Annotated in this window: 17 protein-coding genes; 16 read left to right on the top strand and 1 reads right to left on the bottom strand. The window is 34.2% G+C overall.

Going from position 1 to position 17,106, the window contains the following annotated elements; genetic code table 11:
* From UIB65_RS00270 to UIB65_RS00260, 3 genes are all read left to right on the top strand, one after another.
* Positions 1–1,928 (top strand): DUF3320 domain-containing protein (locus UIB65_RS00270; protein WP_330039172.1); only part of this gene is annotated, 1,928 nt, incomplete at its 5' end.
* 11 nt (positions 1,929–1,939) lie between these two features.
* A complete protein-coding gene (uvrC, locus tag UIB65_RS00265) occupies positions 1,940–3,691 on the top strand; it encodes an excinuclease ABC subunit UvrC (protein WP_330039171.1) in 1,752 nt (583 codons plus the stop codon).
* Between the two features lie 102 nt (positions 3,692–3,793).
* On the top strand, positions 3,794–4,336 hold the full coding sequence (locus UIB65_RS00260; RefSeq protein WP_330039170.1) for a zinc ribbon domain-containing protein: 543 nt from the start codon (positions 3,794–3,796) through the stop codon (positions 4,334–4,336).
* Between the two features lie 5 nt (positions 4,337–4,341).
* Here UIB65_RS00260 and UIB65_RS00255 read toward each other — a convergent pair whose 3' ends face one another.
* Entirely contained in the window at positions 4,342–4,638 is a 297-nt protein-coding gene (locus UIB65_RS00255) for a hypothetical protein (protein WP_330039169.1), read from the bottom strand.
* A gap of 87 nt (positions 4,639–4,725) precedes the next feature.
* On the opposite strand from UIB65_RS00255, the gene UIB65_RS00250 reads away from it, so the two are divergent.
* From UIB65_RS00250 to UIB65_RS00190, 13 genes are all read left to right on the top strand, one after another.
* Positions 4,726–6,432, top strand: coding sequence for an ATP-binding cassette domain-containing protein (locus tag UIB65_RS00250; protein WP_330039168.1), 1,707 nt, complete (start codon positions 4,726–4,728; stop codon positions 6,430–6,432).
* The gene (locus tag UIB65_RS00245) at positions 6,433–6,858 is read left to right on the top strand and encodes a universal stress protein (protein WP_330039167.1); all 426 of its coding nucleotides are present in this window, start codon (positions 6,433–6,435) and stop codon (positions 6,856–6,858) included.
* Between the two features lie 119 nt (positions 6,859–6,977).
* On the top strand, positions 6,978–7,145 hold the full coding sequence (locus UIB65_RS00240; RefSeq protein WP_330039166.1) for a 4Fe-4S binding protein: 168 nt from the start codon (positions 6,978–6,980) through the stop codon (positions 7,143–7,145).
* A 4-nt stretch (positions 7,146–7,149) separates the two neighbouring features.
* On the top strand, positions 7,150–8,328 hold the full coding sequence (locus UIB65_RS00235; RefSeq protein ID WP_330039165.1) for an NAD(P)/FAD-dependent oxidoreductase: 1,179 nt from the start codon (positions 7,150–7,152) through the stop codon (positions 8,326–8,328).
* Positions 8,329–8,337: 9 nt separating this feature from the next.
* Positions 8,338–9,306, top strand: a complete 969-nt coding sequence (gene galE / locus UIB65_RS00230) for a UDP-glucose 4-epimerase GalE (protein WP_330039164.1) — start codon at positions 8,338–8,340, stop codon at positions 9,304–9,306.
* A 9-nt stretch (positions 9,307–9,315) separates the two neighbouring features.
* Entirely contained in the window at positions 9,316–10,209 is an 894-nt protein-coding gene (locus UIB65_RS00225; protein ID WP_330039163.1) for a hypothetical protein, read from the top strand.
* A 73-nt stretch (positions 10,210–10,282) separates the two neighbouring features.
* A complete protein-coding gene (purF, locus tag UIB65_RS00220) occupies positions 10,283–11,704 on the top strand; it encodes an amidophosphoribosyltransferase (RefSeq protein WP_330039162.1) in 1,422 nt (473 codons plus the stop codon).
* 6 nt (positions 11,705–11,710) lie between these two features.
* Complete coding sequence (locus tag UIB65_RS00215; protein ID WP_330039161.1) at positions 11,711–12,955, top strand: peptidase U32 family protein; 1,245 nt, start codon at positions 11,711–11,713, stop codon at positions 12,953–12,955.
* A gap of 30 nt (positions 12,956–12,985) precedes the next feature.
* The gene (locus tag UIB65_RS00210) at positions 12,986–13,486 is read left to right on the top strand and encodes a CDP-alcohol phosphatidyltransferase family protein (RefSeq protein WP_330039160.1); all 501 of its coding nucleotides are present in this window, start codon (positions 12,986–12,988) and stop codon (positions 13,484–13,486) included.
* Complete coding sequence (gene cfbC, locus UIB65_RS00205) at positions 13,479–14,273, top strand: Ni-sirohydrochlorin a,c-diamide reductive cyclase ATP-dependent reductase subunit (protein WP_330039159.1); 795 nt, start codon at positions 13,479–13,481, stop codon at positions 14,271–14,273. The genes UIB65_RS00210 and cfbC overlap by 8 nt, the downstream gene beginning before the upstream one ends.
* A gap of 4 nt (positions 14,274–14,277) precedes the next feature.
* Positions 14,278–14,829: a hypothetical protein gene (locus tag UIB65_RS00200; RefSeq protein WP_330039158.1), complete on the top strand. Its 552-nt coding sequence runs from the start codon at positions 14,278–14,280 to the stop codon at positions 14,827–14,829.
* Positions 14,826–16,439, top strand: a complete 1,614-nt coding sequence (locus UIB65_RS00195; RefSeq protein WP_330039157.1) for an FAD-dependent oxidoreductase — start codon at positions 14,826–14,828, stop codon at positions 16,437–16,439. Before UIB65_RS00200 ends, UIB65_RS00195 begins: the two co-directional genes overlap by 4 nt.
* Positions 16,432–17,106, top strand: coding sequence for a 2Fe-2S iron-sulfur cluster-binding protein (locus UIB65_RS00190; RefSeq protein ID WP_330039156.1), 675 nt, complete (start codon positions 16,432–16,434; stop codon positions 17,104–17,106). The genes UIB65_RS00195 and UIB65_RS00190 overlap by 8 nt, the downstream gene beginning before the upstream one ends.

Here is a 17,106-nt window from a genome sequence, read left to right as displayed (position 1 = left end):
TTGAACCTCATGATAGTGAAGAGGTTGTTGATTTAGGGTCTGATGATGATTATGTTTATGTTGACCATAGTGGTGATGAGTCTGCTTTTGAACCTCATGATAGTGAAGAGGTTGTTGATTTAGGGTCTGATGATGATTATGGTCATGTAGATTATGATGCAGAGCCTTCAGTGGAATCTAGCGATGAAGAACCTATTCCTGATAGTGCAATGTCTGTTGAAGAAACAAAAAATAATAAATCAAGAGTTAAACGTAAATTTGATTCATTTATTTCTGATGTATTGAATAATGCAGAATCACAATTAGAACCTGAAGAAATTGAAATAGTTCGAGGAGAAGTCATAGAAGATGATGCAGAATCGTTACACAAGCCAGCTCCTAAAGATGAGTTTGTAGTTGAAGCTGAAATAGTTAGTGATGGTGAAGACTTAAATATTTTCAACGATGAGCTTCCTGATTTGAATAATGATATTTCCATTGAAGATGAAGAGGAAATTATTGAAGATTATTCCGATTTGGAAAGACCGACTCCTAAATTTGACTTTGAAAATGAAGAGCTCAATATCTTCAATGATGACTTGCCTGACATGAAAAATGATGTTCACGCTCAGGCAGAACAGGTTGTGGGCAATGCAATGGATGAATTCATAGATGATGTATTTAACATTAATGACAGACACGATGAAAATAAATTTGAAGATATTCCAGAGAATGATTCAACAGTTTTAAATGATGAAATCAATGTTGAAAAAACTGAAACCAACGTTGAATCTATGGAAGATGGTGTAACTTTCTACAAAGGTTCAAATGATGAAATCACTGTTGAAAAAGCTGAAACCAATGCTGAATCTATGGAAGATGGTGTAACTTTCTACAAAGGTTCAAATGATGTCAACAGTAAACTTAGAAAAAACAACCTATATTATGATGAGGAAAAACCTCATTCGGTTATGGATTCCCTTAGAGGATTTAAAAGGGATATGCAGTATATCAACAGATCTCTCAAAGAGATTGAAAATCCAACTCAAGTCGATTATGTTTCTGTAGTGGATAGGACTGAAGAGTACAATCCAGAGGATTATCTGAATATGCCTAGTGATGATGATTCCCAATTGATTATTGAAAGAGAGGAAGAATTGACTTTCGCTGAAAAAGAAGAAAAAAGAATTGAGAGGGAATTAATGGATGATTCTGCTGATAATGTATTGGGTAATGATGTCATTACTCCAACTCAAAATCATCAGACAAGAGAGCAAATTAAAGATCAGGCTTTAGAGGATATTATTCAATCAGCTGATGAGGATTACAAGGAAATTGAAAAGGAAAGATATCAGAATAACAATACTCTGAAATCATTTGATGATAAAAAGTTGCCAGGTAAAAGAAAGCTTGAAGACAGTATTGTTGACTATGTTGAAGTTACTGACATTGGCTTAACTTCTTCCGATGATTTATATAAAAAACCATCAAGCGAAGTGGCTAAATCAATATGTGCAATTGTAGATGTTGAAGGGCCTATTCATGTTAAGGAAGTTGTAAAGAGAGTTAAGGACAGCTGTCATATTAAACGGGCAGGTTCTAATTTGAAAAAGACTGTAAATTCTGCAATAAATGAGGCAGAAAGCTCTGGTGATATTATTAAGATTGGTGACTTTTTGTATGATGCATCAAATAATAATGTTGTTATTAGGAAAAGGAATAAGCCTAATATCGAATTGATTTCTGATGAGGAAATTTCTAAAAATATTGAACTGGTACTGCTTCATAAATCCGATATGACCACTAAGGAGATTGCAAAGGAAACTTCACGAAACTTCGGTTTTAAATCCACATCTAAGAAGACAGCAGACAGAATTAATGGTGTTTTGGATTTGATGATTGCAAATAATAAAGTTAAGATAACCAATGATATTGTTGAACTTAATTAAGGAGGCTTTGAATGTCTACAAAGGTTAAATCTCCTGATAATTTGCCGAATAAGCCTGGTGTATATATAATGCGTGATGAAACAGACACCATTATTTATATCGGTAAGGCGAAAAATCTCGTTAAGAGGGTTAAATCTTATTTTCGTGAAAAGCTAGACAGGCCAAAAACTCAAATTCTAATGAGTCATTTCGACAGTTTGGAATATATTGTAACCAATTCTGAAAAAGAGGCTCTGATTTTAGAAGCAACTTTAATTAAAAAGCATCGTCCCAGATATAATGTTCAACTAAAGGATGATAAAAGATATCCTTATGTAAAAATCACTTCAGAGCAGTTTCCAAGGCTGGTCATTACAAGAAATGTAACTAAAGAAGGAATTTATTATGGACCATTCACCGATGTTGGTTCTGTTAAACAGACTGTTAAATTCTTGAAATCATTGTTTAAGATTAGGACATGTCGCAATATGGATGGACCTTGTCTTAATGCTCAGATAGATTTATGTTACGCTCCTTGTGATGGAAAGATATCTAAGGAGGAATACTCTGAGATTATCAACAAGATTGACTTATTTTTCCAAGGCAAATACTCAACTATAGTTAAAAATCTTAAACGTGAAATGGCTGAAGCTGCGATGAATGAGGAGTATGAAAAGGCAGCTGTAATAAGGGATCAGATTGCCTCAATTGAAGAGATTATGGAAAAACAATTTGTTGATTTGGTTGATGATGATTTGGACCAGGATGTAATAGCTATCGCTCCGGGCAAAAATGAAGTCGTTGTCATCATAATGCCTATTCGAAACGGTAAGATTGTGGGTAGGGATGACTTTTTAATGAGTGGTTCTCAGTATGATTCATCATCAGAGGTTTTATTCGCATTTATTCAACAGTATTATGGATATAATAGACATATTCCAAAGCAAATTCTTTTAGATGAGGATATTGATGATAAGGAATTGCTTGAAGATTGGTTAAGTGATTTGAGAGGAAATAAAGTCCATATAAAAGTTCCTCAAAAAGGCGTAAAATTACGTTTGGTAAAAATGGCACGTAAAAATGCCGAAATTATTAAACATCAAAAGAAAAAGATGGAAAATTCATTGATAGAGCTTAAAAAATACCTTAAACTTGAAAAGCTGCCTCGTGTGATTGAAGGATACGACATCAGTAACATTTCCGGCAAGTTTGCAGTTGGTTCAAAGGTGTCCTTTAAAGATGGAAAACCTAACAAAAAAATGTATAAGCATTTTAGAATGGAAACTCCTGGACCTAACGATTTTGCAATGATGGAAGAATTATTGACACGCAGATTGAAAATGGTTGACAGAGACCCTGAACCAGACCTGATTGTGATTGATGGAGGTAAAGGACAGTTGGGCATGGCCTGCGGAGTTTTGGAGAAATTAAATCTCACTCATATTCCTATTATTGGATTGGCTAAGGAGTTTGAAGAAGTGTTTGTTCCAAATTCAAAACGTCCAATCATTATTCCTAAAAATAATAAGGCATTGCATTTGCTTCAGCAAGTGCGTGATGAATCTCACAGATTTGCAATAACTTATCATAGAAAATTGCGTAGTGATGATATTCAAGCATCTTCTCTTGACGATATTGCTGGAATTGGAAAAAAACGTAAGGTTGCTCTTTTAAAAGAATTGGGAACAATTGAAAATATTAAAAAAGCATCAGTGGAAGATTTAGCTAAAATAAAAGGCATGAATCAAAAAACGGCTGAAAATGTCTATAATTATTATCACTAAATTTTAATCTATTTTTTTTGCAATATGGCTAATTTTCAATTAACTTTAAATATAAGAATTATAATAATGTTTTTATAATAAATAGAAAAAGGTTTTATAAATATGGTTAAGTGTCCTCGATGTGGCTATGAAAATTCTGCCTCATCAACATATTGTGAAAATTGTGCCTATCTTTTGACTGATTATAAGGGAAATAGGATTGTTCAAAATAAAAGGACAAGCAGTTGGAATATAGGCATTGCTAAAAAAATTGTTATTGTTTTAGGCATTGTTGTTATTGCAATGTTATTGTTTTCATTTATTTATAATGTCAGTCAACCTTCTCATGAAGATTCTTTAAATGTTATTACTGATAATGGAAGTTTGAATCATTCTGCTTCTTATCCATATACTGCTGTTATAAAATATGAAGGTAGTTGGTTTGCTAAAATGGGTGATCCTAACTACTTAGTCGATGCATCTGGAAATGGCCAAAAAAGAGAAATTTTGGATTGTGCATCTTGGGAACACATATATATTATGGCTCAAAAGGAAGATAATGGTGAAGGTAATCTTACAATTCAACTTTTAAAAAATGGTAATGTTGTAGCTCAAAATTCAACAACAAATACTACTGGAAGTATTGAAATACATTATAATAATTAAAAAAATTATAATTCATTAATTTTTGTTTCCAATAATTCCACCAGTTCATCAGTTTTGTAAAGACGAATTTCTTGTTCTTCTTTACCTTTGAATATTTTGATGAATTTTATAAGGTCATTGCATAATTGGTCATATTGGATATTCAATGTGTTGAAGTTAGATAATAGTCCAAATGCTTTTTCTTGATCTAATTTTGGATTGTCTTTTAATATTCTTTCAATATTTGCAAAATGAGTTTCAATCATTATTTTTTCTTCTTCTAAACTATCGAGATATTCTTGAATTTTATTTTCACTAGCCATTTTAATCACTTATTTTAAATCTTTAATGATTAAAATATAAATAGTTATAGAAATATAAATTTGTATATTATAAAAGGGGCATTAAGAATGATAAAAGTCGAAAATGTAAGTAAAGATTATGAACTTGATGACGGTACAAAAATTAAAGCATTAAATGATGTTAGTTTTGAAGTTAAAGAAGGTGAAATATTAGGAATCATGGGTAAAAGTGGTTCCGGAAAAACTACTCTTTTAAGAGCTTTAAGAGGTGTTGAACATATTGATGCTGGAAGTATTACAGTAGATGATACTAGTGTGGAAGCTGGTGCCTCTCAATTTTATTATAATAATCTTAAAAAAGTAACAGCAATCCATCTTCAAAGGTCATTTGGTTTATGGCCGGAAACCGTGCGTGAAAATGTCTTAAGAAAATTATATGCTCGCAGATACTTTGATGAAGGAGACACAAATTTTGAAATTGCTGAAAGTGAATTCGGTCAGGAAGCGGATGAGATATTGGAACTCGTTTCATTAACTCATAAATCCGGCCATTATGCAGCTGTTTTAAGTGGTGGTGAAAAACAAAGACTTATTATGGCAAGGCAACTTGCAAAACAACCTAAAGCTTTACTTCTTGATGAACCTGCCACCATGGCATGCCCTAAAACAAAACAGGAAATATTGGATGCTGTTAAAAAAATTAATGAGGAATTGAACATTACAGTTATTGTCGTTTCACATTTGCCTGATGTTCAAAAATATTTGGCGGATAGGGTAATTTTACTTGAAGGCGGTGAAATAATTGATGAAGGTGCTCCTGAGGAAATTTGTGATAAGTTTATGCAGGATATGGAGCCGATTGTAGATATTGAAAACATTTCAACAGATGAAGATAAAATAAAGGTAAATGATGTTTTCAAAAGATTCTATTTGCTGACCGGTGGAGAAGTATTGCAAATAGAAGATATTAATTTCAAAGTTCAAAAAGAGAATATATTGAGTTTAATTGGTCCAAGTGGTGCCGGTAAAACTGTACTTTTAAGAATGCTCGGTGGTTTGGATGACCCTGATGAAGGTGAAGTGTTGTATAATGTTGAAGATGAATGGAATGACATTGACATTCCTGGCATGGGTCGTATGAAAATAAGGTCAAAATTAGGTTTTATGCATCAGGAATTTGCTCTTACTCATTATGCTACAGTTTTAGACCAATTGGCTACTCGTTTAGGATATAAAAATCAGAATATTGTTAAAGAAGCTCAACAAAGGGCTAAAAATATAGGTCTCAGCGAAGAATTACTTGATTCATTTTATTTACTTACTGACCTTCCTGAAACTGAAGCAAAAGAGCGTTTAAGACAGGTGGGTTTGGATGCTGAAATTTTAAATGACTTGTTCCCTAAATTTCCCGAAACTGCAACAAAAGAAGCGGTCAAGGATATTTTCGAAAGTCTTGATTTGGATTTGGATATATTGTATAGAAAGTCTTATGAATTGTCAGGCGGTCAAAAGGTACGTGTAATGCTTGCATTGATTTTAATTTCAAGGCCGCAATTCCTGCTTTTGGATGAACCATTTGGAGATTTGGATCCTGTAACATTGAGAACTGTTACCAATGCTCTTAAAAAGATTTCAAAGACTTATGGAATTACAATAGTTATGGTTTCACACAATACAGATTTCATTAAGGAATTGAGCAATAGGGCTATTTTCATGGATGACGGTCATATTATTGATGATAGTGAAGACATTGACCAAATTGTAGACAATTTCATTGACTTCTGTCATGCTGATTATCTGAAAGGGGACAATTAAATGTTTGATGTTATCATGGTTCCTGTTGATGGGTCAGAATATAGTTTCAAGGCAGTTGATGTTGCTGTTGAAATGGCTCAAAAATTTTCATCCAAAATTGCTGCAGTGCATGTTCTGGAAGAATTTTCATTTAATAGCTATGATTCTGAAGAGGATTCAGGTGATGCACTTTTAGCCAATGTTACAAAAAAGGCAAATGATGCTGGAGTGGAAGTTGTTGAGCATCTGCTCACTGCAGATCCGTTAAGGGACATGAATTTCATTGTTAATCAAACACATGCAGATTTGGTTGTCATTCATGCTCATGGAGCTAACAACAACAGATTCGTATCATTTGAGGAAAATGAAGTTTCAGACACTCAAATTGGTTCAGTCTCAGAAAGGCTTTTGAGAACTTCAAATGTTCCGGTATTGCTTGTTAAATAATTATTTTTATTCTTTTTTTCTTTTATTATTCTATTTTATAGCTATTTTTTAACTAAAATTTAAATAGTATAAAAAACTTAGTAAACATAACATAGACAATTTATGTAAGGAGATATTTTATGATAGTTAAAGATTGGTGTTCATTCTGCGGAGAATGTGCTGGAGTTTGTCCAAGAAATTTAATTCAAGTAAGGGAATACGCATTAGTATTTAATGATGATGACTGTAAAGATTGTGACACTTGCATTAAAGCATGTCCAATTGACGCATTAGCAAAAGAGGATTGATTATATGATAGAAACTGATGTAATAGTAGTAGGTTCTGGACCTGCAGGTTCCAGTGCAGCAAAACACGCCGCATTAGGTGGAGCAAAAGTTATTTTAATGGATAAAAAATCTGAAATTGGTTCACCAAAAAGATGTGCTGAAGGTGTTTCAATTCAAGGATTGGAAAAATTAGGCATAGAACCTTCACCTCGTTGGGTAACTAAGGAAATTGAAGGCGTAAGAATACAAACCCCTGATGGGACTGACGTATGGTTAACTAAAGATGAAGTATCATTGCCTGAAGCTGGTTACATATTGGAAAGAAAAGTGTTCGATAAGCACATGGCAATGGATGCCGCAAGAGCTGGTGCAGAAATCAGAATCAAAACTTTAGTCACCGGTGTTGAAAAAATAAATAACGGTTATATTGTTGAAACTGAATGCATGGGCGAAAAAATTGATTACAAATGTAAAATTTTAATCGCAGCTGATGGTCCGGAAGGTCACATTGCAAGATGGGCAGGTTTAAGACCGGCTGCAAAAGCAAAAGAAATGGAATCCGGTGTACAATACGAAATGTGCAATGTTGAATTTGAAAAACCTGGAGTCATTGAGTTTTACTTAGGTTCATGTGCACCTGGTGGATATGTATGGATTTTCCCTAAAGGTGATGACATTGCAAATGTCGGTTTAGCAATTTTACCTCACAAAGCTGAAAAGACAGCTAAGGAATACCTGGATGACTTCATTGCAAAATGTCCATACACCCAAAATGCTCAGGCCGTTGAAATGAATGTTGGTGGAGACCCTGTCGGTGGAATGACCAAAAAGTTATATGATGATAACATTTTGGTTGTTGGTGATGCAGCAGGCCAAGTAAATCCATTAACCGGTGGAGGAATTATTTCCGGTATGACTGGAGGAATGTGTGCAGGTCAAGTGGCTGCTCAAGCTATTAAAGAGGATTGCTCCAAAAAATTCTTAAAGTTATATGATGAAATGGCACACAATGAACTTGATCATGAAATAAAAAGATACAAAAAAGTACAAGAGTACTTGCTCACTTTATCTGATGAAGAACTTGACAGTATTGCTCACGCTTTCCAAGGTGAAAGCTTTGAAAAGATTTCAACAACTGAAATTGTTAAAAAATTAATTAAAGTATCTCCAAAAGCATTACTTAAATTGGGTAAATTTATCTAGGTGTTAAAAGTGATTTTAATTACTGGTGGAGCAGGTTATATAGGAGCACACACTAACAAGGCACTTCATAATGCTGGTTATGAAACTGTTGTGGTTGACAATCTTTGCAAAGGTTATGAAAACTTTGTGAAATGGGGAAACTTTGAAAATTGCGACTTCGGTAGTGATGATTTAAGAGAAGTTTTTGAAAAATATGATATTGACGGTGTTATCCACTTCGCAGCTTTCTCATCAGTAGCTGAATCTGTTGAAATGCCACAAAAATACTTTAAAAATAATTATAAAAACACTATTAATCTTTTAAAGATTATGCGGGAATTTGGTGTCGATAAATTTATACTTTCATCAACTGCTGCGGTATATGGAAATCCTGAAAAGATTCCAATAACTGAAGATACTGACTTAAAACCAATCAATCCTTATGGACACTCCAAATTCATCACCGAAAAAGCTTTGCAAAGGGAAGCTGAAAAAGGTGATTTCAATTATGTATCTTTAAGATATTTCAATGCGGCAGGTTGTGATTTTGACTGTGAGATTGGGGAATTGCATGACCCTGAAACTCACTTGATCCCTTTGGTATTGGATGCTGCAATCGGCAAAAGGGATTGCATTTATATATTTGGAGATGATTACGATACTCCTGATGGAACATGTATTCGTGATTATATTCATGTAAATGACTTGGCTGATGCACATATTAAGGCATATGAATATTTATGCAGTGAAAACGAATCAAATATCTTTAACTTGGGAAATGGAGAAGGATACTCCGTTCGTGAAGTTATTGATATGTGTAAAAAAGTCACTAAATGTGATTTTGAAGTCAAGGTTGATGAACGTCGTGAAGGCGATCCTGCAATATTGATTGCAGATTCATCTAAAATCAATGAAAAATTGGGTTGGGAACCTAAATATGACTTGGAAGAAATTGTTTCTTCTGCATGGGAATGGCATAAAAAAATTAAGGATGTTTAGGTAATTTCAATGGAAAAAGAAACTCACGAGTCAAAAATTGATGTTCGTATAGTCGTTCAAGGTTTGGATGTTGCTCAAATGGTTTCAAAGGCTGTCAGCAATATTCAACTTGAAAATGATTATAATATCATTGTTTCATCTATTATTCCAACAACAGAATTAAGTGTAGTAAAAAAAGTAGCCAAAGGTGCAGATATTATACTTATAGGAAGTTACGGTCAGGATGAAACTTATAATATTCTATTTAATGAATTAAAAACTGATTTTAACAATATTGGATTATTTGATTATAACAATATAATTATTGAAGATGAGTCCATTGATTTTAATTTGGCTCATAAGGAAATTTTAAATTCAATAATTAGGTCTACATTATCTTATTCTTTAAATTTAATTAACATTCATACATTGGAAAACAAACTAATGAAGGTAACTCATAATTACAATAATTTGCTGGATGATTACAATCAGGTATTAAAGGAAAATGAAGTATTTTCCCGTGAAAATAAGGAGTTGCTTGAAGATGTCGAAGAAATCAAATCTGAATTCTCAGCATTCAAATCACGTTATGAGGATATTTATTCACGTGAAATTCTTGAGATATTCGAATTGAATGAATTGTGGCAGGAAACTTTCAGGCAGGATTTAACCAATGAAAAACAAATTGTAATAGCCACAAATAAATTCAGGCCGGACAATATCATTGTGGGGCAAGGTTTTATTGCAGCCCAATCAAGACAAAGCGCCATTGACTGGTTGAAAATAATCAGAACTGCATTAATATTTGTTGAAGAAAATAAAGATGATTTAAATCAGGAATTAAACGATGATGTTGAATCAAAGCCTCCTGAGGTAAAGGATGATTATGAAATTCCCGAAACTTTTGAAAATTTTTGGGACTGACTGACAGAAAATAAATATTATTTTATACTAGTTAAAAGAAAATTATTATTATACTATTTATGGGAGTTCGCTTATGCAAGGTGAGATAGAAGATAAGTGTGGTATTGTTGGAATTCATTCAAAAGATGACTCCAAGAATGTTGCATCCTTTGTTTATTATTGTTTATATGCTTTACAGCATAGAGGTCAGGAATCTGCAGGAATTGCTACTTTTAATCCTGATAAAGGTTTGAATTATTATTGTGGGATGGGTTTAATAACCGATGTGTTTAAAGATTATGAAATCCAAAATTTGGCTGGAAATATGGCTATAGGTCATGTTAGATATTCAACAACTGGTCAATCCAGACTTGAAAACTCACAGCCTTTTGTCACTGATTTTGATGATGGATTTATAGCTATGGCTCATAATGGAGATATCGTTAATTCAGATGAGTTAAGAAACGAACTTATTAAAGAAGGATATGAGTTCAAATCCGATACTGATTCTGAAGTGATTTGTTACATGCTTAAAAAGGAGCATTATGATAATAATAAAAGTATTCTTGATTCAATTGAATCAGTTTCCCAAAAACTTGTGGGATCTTATGCATTAACTATTTTGGTTAACGGTGAATTGTATGGTGTAAGAGACCCTATGGGAATCAAACCTCTTGCCGTTGCTAAAAGAAACGATGATTTTATTTTGGCTTCCGAAACCGTTGCTTTTGATGTAATCAATGCCAAATATGTCCGCGATATCAAACCTGGAGAAGTCGTTTACTTTGAAAATGATGAAATTAACTCTCACATGTTAGAAATCGCAGGAGAATGTGGTCTTTCACACTGTATGTTTGAATATGTCTACTTTGCAAGGCCTGACAGTACAATTGATGGCATTAATGTTTATCAGACAAGAATGAATATTGGCCGTCAGTTATATGAATTATATCCTATTGATGCTGATGTTGTCATTCCAGTACCTGATTCATCTATTCCGGCTGCTATTGGATATTCCAGAGCTTCTGGAATTCCATATGGTGAAGGTTTAATTAAGAACAGGTATGTTGGAAGAACATTTATTATGCCGACCCAGGAAGAAAGGGAATTGGCTGTTAGACTTAAGTTGAATCCAATCAAGGAGGCTATAAAAGGCAAAAAGATTATTCTGATTGATGACAGTATCGTAAGGGGAACAACTTCCAAAAAACTGCTTGATTTGGTTAAAGAATCAGAGCCTGCAGAAATTCATTTCTTGGTAGGCTGTCCTCCGGTTGTTGCTCCATGTTTCTATGGGGTAGCTATGGCAACCAAAAAAGAATTGATAGCTGCAAACTACAGCATTGATGAAATTCAGGAACAATTGGACATCGATACCTTAGGATACATTACATTGCCTGCTTTGGTTGAAGCTATTGGCATGCCTAAAGAGAATTTATGTTTGGGCTGTCTAAATGAGGAATATCCTACAGAGCTTCCAGAAGGTCTTGAAGCTGAAACCTATTATAAACCTTAGATTTATATGGTTGAGTTATTAGCTCCGGCTGGAAATTTTATTTCATTGCGGGCCGTTTTGGAAAATGGTGCCGATGCTGTTTACTTTGGTCTTGATGATTATAACATGAGAGCCAATGCTAAAAATTTTTCTTTGGATGATTTGAGCAATGTGTCCAATATTGCTGATGAATATGGAGCTAAAACCTATTTATGTACAAATATTATTTTAAATGAGAAACTGGCCTGTGAGCTGGAATCAAAATTGGAAACTATTTCATCATCAAATATTGATGGTCTTATTTTATCTGATATTGGTTTGATAGAGGATACTGTATCCCATGGTCTTGAAGCACACGTAAGCGTTCAGGAAAATGTAACCAATTCATATACCTTAAAAACCCTTAAAAAGTTAGGTGCCAAAAGGGCTATTTTGTCCCGTGAACTGTCTTTGGCCGAAATTTCAGAAATTGCTCGCAAATCCCCTATTGAAACTGAAATTTTTGTTCATGGTGCAATCTGCATGGCTATTTCCGGTCGATGCTTTTTAAGCTATGGACTATACGGAAGAAGCGCCAACTGTGGGGACTGCCTGCAGCCTTGTCGCAAAAACTGGACATTGACATATGAGGAAGGTGATGACAATGTTGTAAACTTCTCTGATGTTGATGATGAAACATTCATTATAGCTGGAAGTGATGACGGAAGCTATAGAACCAACTTCTTTTCACCGAAAGACATGTGCATGATTGAATACATTCCTGAACTTATGAAAAGTGGTGTTGCATCATTCAAAATAGAAGGAAGGGCTCGAAGTCCGGATTATGGTGCAATGGTAACTGGAATTTATCGTGAAGCCATTGATAGTTATCAGAAAGATCCGATAAATTATCGGATTAAGGATGAATGGATGGAAGAGCTGACAAGCGTATTCAATCGTGGGTTTGATACTAACTTTTATTTTAACACTCCATTTGAGACAAGTGAGGATAATCAGTCAAAATACATTAAAAAGGATATAGGTCAGGTTGTAAATTATTACAATAAGGTTGGAGCAGCAGAGTTGAGGATTTGGGATGATTTAAAGATAGGTGATAAGATAATCATTCAGGGCCAAACTACAGGTTCAATAACACATACAATCGATTCCATGCAGATTGAAGGAAAATCTGTCGATAATGTTGGCAAGGATTCAAATGTCGCAGTATTGATTCCTACAAAAGTTAGAAAAAATGATTTTGTCTATAAATTAATCGAAAGGGATAATTCTTAAGTGATTTAATCAGTTAATATGTGTGGAATCATGAACAGACATTTTATTAATGCTTTATCTTTTTCCCGAATAATCTTTGGGTTGTTGTTTTTATATTGTGTGGTTTTTGATTATAATCTAATCAATTTGATAATAATATTTTCTTTAACGATTCTCAGTGATGTTCTGGATGGCTATTGGGCTCGAAAGTATGATCTGATTATTGATGCAGGTTCCAAAATTGATGTAATCTGCGATTTTTTATTTATAATTTTTTCAACTTTGGCAATCGTGTTGATTGATTTGGCTCCAGTATGGTTTTTGATAGTTATTGTTTTAAAGCTAATAGAATTTTTCATGACATCAGGCAAAGGAGCTTTGAAATATGACAAGTTCGGTACTTATGTGGCATACATGTTTTATGCATTTCCAATTGTAGCAATAATGATAAATTCTAAAATTATAATATTAACATTGTCCATAATTATAACTGTATGTGCAATAACATCTTCATTTTTAAGAATTAAAGATATGAGAGAATTAAATGATTAAAAAAATAGCTATTTATGGAAAAGGTGGAATAGGAAAAAGTACTACTGTAGCGAATTTATCTGCCGTTTGGGGAAGCGAGAGTCTTAACTGTCTTGTAATCGGCTGTGATCCAAAAGCGGACACTACACGTACATTATACGGTTCCAGAATACCGACAGTTGTCAACACTTTAAAGGATAACAGGTCTCCAACCAAAGATGATCTGGTTTTCAAAGGATTTAATGATATTCAATGTGTTGAAAGTGGAGGTCCTGAGCCGGGTGTAGGCTGTGCAGGCAGGGGTGTTATTGTAGCAATGAAACGCCTTGAAAATTTGGGCATCTTTGATGAGGATTTGGATGTTGTTGTTTATGATGTTTTAGGGGATGTTGTTTGTGGCGGTTTTTCAGTACCTCTTCGTGAAAAATATGCTGATGAAGTGTTGATTGTTACTTCCGGTGAATATATGGCATTATATGCTGCAAATAATATTGTTCGCGGTGTTAAAAAGCTTAAGGGCAATCTGAGCGGTATAGTGTGCAACTGTAGAAATGTCGAACATGAAGAAGAAATTGTGGCAGACTTTGCTAAAAAAATAGGCACACATGTTATTGGCACAATTCATAGAAGTAATTTGATACAGGATGCTGAATTAGATGCAAAAACCGTTATAGAAAAATACCCTGAAAGTGATGAAGCACAAGAATACCGTAACCTTGCTTCAAGCATAATGACTAATGAAAACATATCAACACCTGAGCCTATGGATGACGAGGAATTCGAGGAATTTTTTAAATCATATATGTGATATAATGATATCGCTTAGAAAAATTAATTCCATTTTAGTCATAATCATGATTATAATTCTATTGAATCATGCTGTTCTTTCTGTTTTATATATGTATGGCTTTATCAGCTACTCTCCAAGCTTTCAGGTAACTGGAAGAAGATTATTCTACCCTTTGGTAGCACATATGGTTATTAGCTTATATCTTTACATAAAGGATAAACGAAGAAATGTTAAGACTTATCCTAAACTGATTTCTCAGACAACCCAACAGATAGTAACCGGAATTTTGATAGTTGTCTTTGTAGCATTGCATATATTTTCATATATGATGAGTCCAATCAATGTCAGCCTGACATTTGAAATTAGATTAATTCACTTTTTTATAGATATTGGACTGTTTAGCTCAATCATTCTTCATTTGAGGGTAAGTGTTCCAAGACTTATGGTATCATTTGGATTTTTGGAATCAAAAGATTCATATTCCAATTTTCAAAACAAATGGGATGTATGTGTAGCTGTAATTTTAATCCTGTTGGTTTTAGCTGAAATAATTCATTACTGGGTGATAATGTGAATATTAATATTGTTGGATGTGGGCTTGCCGGTTTATCAGCGGCAATTAAGGCCAGTGAGTTGGGCGCTTCAGTATCATTGATTTCACCGAATTATTCAGAAACAAGCCAATCTGTTATGGCAATGGGCGGAATCAATGCCGCATTGAATACAAAAGGGGAAAACGATTCGATAGAGCACCATTACGATGACACAATCAATGGAGGATGCGAAATCAACAATCCGAAAGCGGTTTTTCGCTTGACTAGTGACGCTCCAGAAATCATCAGATGGCTGGAAAAACTGGGAGTCAGCTTTACCCGAGACGATGAAGGCAAGGTGGATTTGAGATATTTTGGAGGTCAAAAATATGCTAGAACTGCCTATGCTGGTGCAAGAACAGGTAAACAGTTGGTGACCACATTAACATCTCATTGCAGAAAAAAGGAAGCACAGGGCAAGGTAAAAAGATATGTTGGCTGGAGATTTTTATCTCTGATAATAAAGGATAATCAATGTTTGGGCTTAATAGCCATTAATGAGAATACTTCCGAAATCAGAGCATTTGAAGGTAATGTAATTCTTGCAAGCGGAGGTCTGAATAAATTGTTTGGAAAGACATCCGGATCTGTTTTAAATGATGGGTATGCAACATCAAAAGCTTTCATGCAGGGTGTAACCTTGGCAAACCTTGAAATGATTCAGTTTCACCCGACAACCATCAAAACAACTAACAAAAGAATGCTGATAACAGAAGCCGCACGGGGCGAAGGTGGAAAACTATTTGTCAACCGTGATGGAAAGCCATGGTACTTTATGAAGGAATGGTATCCTGAATTTGGAGAGCTGATGCCGAGAGATGTTGTATCACGTGGAATCTATAAGGCTTCAAATGCAGGAGCTGATGAGGTTTATCTGGACATAACTCATTTGGATGAGAATACGATAAAGGTAAAACTGGATGAGGTTTATGATGTCTGCATGAAATATCTTAATTTAAATCCAATCCATGAACCAATTCCTATTTTTCCAGGTGTTCACTATTTTATGGGTGGAATAAAAACTGATGAAAATCATAAAACCAATGTTGAAGGATTGTTTGCTGCCGGTGAGTGCTCATGTCAATATCATGGGGCAAACAGACTGGGCGGAAATTCCCTTTTGGGTGCTGTTCATGGAGGTTGTATTGCGGCTCAAAACGCTTTTGCAACAAATATAGATACAAATGAAAGTTTCATTCGACAATCTCTGGAAAATGAACGGAAATTATTTGATTCATGGGAAAATGGAAACGAAAAAAATATTGGTGAGGCTGAAGAGGAGCTTTCAGACATTGTGAACGGTTCAATGGGAATGTATAGAAATTCCAATGATTTGAATAACGCACTGCAAAAGTTAAATGACTTGAAAAATATGAAAATTGATTCTGCAGGAAATTATTACGATCATGTTAAAATTAATGCATTGTTTGTATTGGCCAGCGCATCTATTGAAGCGGCTATCGAGAGAAAGGAAAGCAGAGGAGCACATCAGCGAAGTGATTATCCTGAAACTGATGAAAACTATCAAAAAACAACCTGTATAAATTATGACGGTGAAATAAAAATTTCATTTGAGGGGTTAGATGACTGAAATAACTGTTAAAATCAAAATTGGTGGTGAATTTAAGGAATTTGGCTACGATGGTGATTTGAATATTTCAGTGACCACCTTGCTTGAGAAATTGGGTGGAATTGAATATTCATGCAGCTGTCTTCAGGGATTATGCGGATCCTGTGCAATGGTAATCAACTCGCAACCGAAATTGGCCTGCCAGACCTTTTTATCTGATGAAATAATGAGTCATGAATATGAATTGATTACAATTGAACCATTGTCCAAGTTTCCGGTAATCAATGATTTGAAAGTGGACAAATCAAAGCTATATGATGATTTAATGGAATGTGAGCAATGGCTGGAAAGTGATTCCAAAATAAATTGCGATGATATTGATTTTGAATATGAAATGTCATTATGTCTTATGTGCGGATGCTGCGTTGAAGCATGTCCGAATTATGACGGAAATGATTTTGTGGGAACTCCAATTGCAGTATCTGCATCAAAATTAATTTCTCAGGAAACTGACTCCAATCATTTGAAGACATTAAAAAAGAAATACAATGAAAAATTTTATCCTCATTGCGTTAAATCGATAGCATGTGAGGATGTATGTCCTATGAAGATACAAACCCAAAGAGCAATATCAAAAATGAATAAAAAGGCAGTATGGAAAATATGGCAGTTACTCGATAGGGATTAG

Source organism: Methanobrevibacter sp., assembly GCF_036307625.1.
Classification (GTDB): domain Archaea; phylum Methanobacteriota; class Methanobacteria; order Methanobacteriales; family Methanobacteriaceae; genus Methanocatella.
Note: the sequence above shows the minus strand (reverse complement) of the source record. Positions and strands in the feature narration are given on the sequence as shown.

Bases quoted from the DNA above. Each gene is read 5' to 3' on its own strand.
- uvrC (WP_330039171.1), top strand. From the start codon at position 1,940: ATGTCTACAAAGGTTAAATCTCCTGATAATTTGCCGAATAAGCCTGGT.
- UIB65_RS00260 (WP_330039170.1), top strand. From the start codon at position 3,794: ATGGTTAAGTGTCCTCGATGTGGCTATGAAAATTCTGCCTCATCAACA.
- UIB65_RS00255 (WP_330039169.1), bottom strand. From the start codon at position 4,638: ATGGCTAGTGAAAATAAAATTCAAGAATATCTCGATAGTTTAGAAGAA.
- UIB65_RS00250 (WP_330039168.1), top strand. From the start codon at position 4,726: ATGATAAAAGTCGAAAATGTAAGTAAAGATTATGAACTTGATGACGGT.
- UIB65_RS00245 (WP_330039167.1), top strand. From the start codon at position 6,433: ATGTTTGATGTTATCATGGTTCCTGTTGATGGGTCAGAATATAGTTTC.
- UIB65_RS00240 (WP_330039166.1), top strand. From the start codon at position 6,978: ATGATAGTTAAAGATTGGTGTTCATTCTGCGGAGAATGTGCTGGAGTT.
- UIB65_RS00235 (WP_330039165.1), top strand. From the start codon at position 7,150: ATGATAGAAACTGATGTAATAGTAGTAGGTTCTGGACCTGCAGGTTCC.
- UIB65_RS00225 (WP_330039163.1), top strand. From the start codon at position 9,316: ATGGAAAAAGAAACTCACGAGTCAAAAATTGATGTTCGTATAGTCGTT.
- purF (WP_330039162.1), top strand. From the start codon at position 10,283: ATGCAAGGTGAGATAGAAGATAAGTGTGGTATTGTTGGAATTCATTCA.
- UIB65_RS00215 (WP_330039161.1), top strand. From the start codon at position 11,711: ATGGTTGAGTTATTAGCTCCGGCTGGAAATTTTATTTCATTGCGGGCC.
- UIB65_RS00210 (WP_330039160.1), top strand. From the start codon at position 12,986: ATGAACAGACATTTTATTAATGCTTTATCTTTTTCCCGAATAATCTTT.
- cfbC (WP_330039159.1), top strand. From the start codon at position 13,479: ATGATTAAAAAAATAGCTATTTATGGAAAAGGTGGAATAGGAAAAAGT.
- UIB65_RS00200 (WP_330039158.1), top strand. From the start codon at position 14,278: ATGATATCGCTTAGAAAAATTAATTCCATTTTAGTCATAATCATGATT.
- UIB65_RS00190 (WP_330039156.1), top strand. From the start codon at position 16,432: ATGACTGAAATAACTGTTAAAATCAAAATTGGTGGTGAATTTAAGGAA.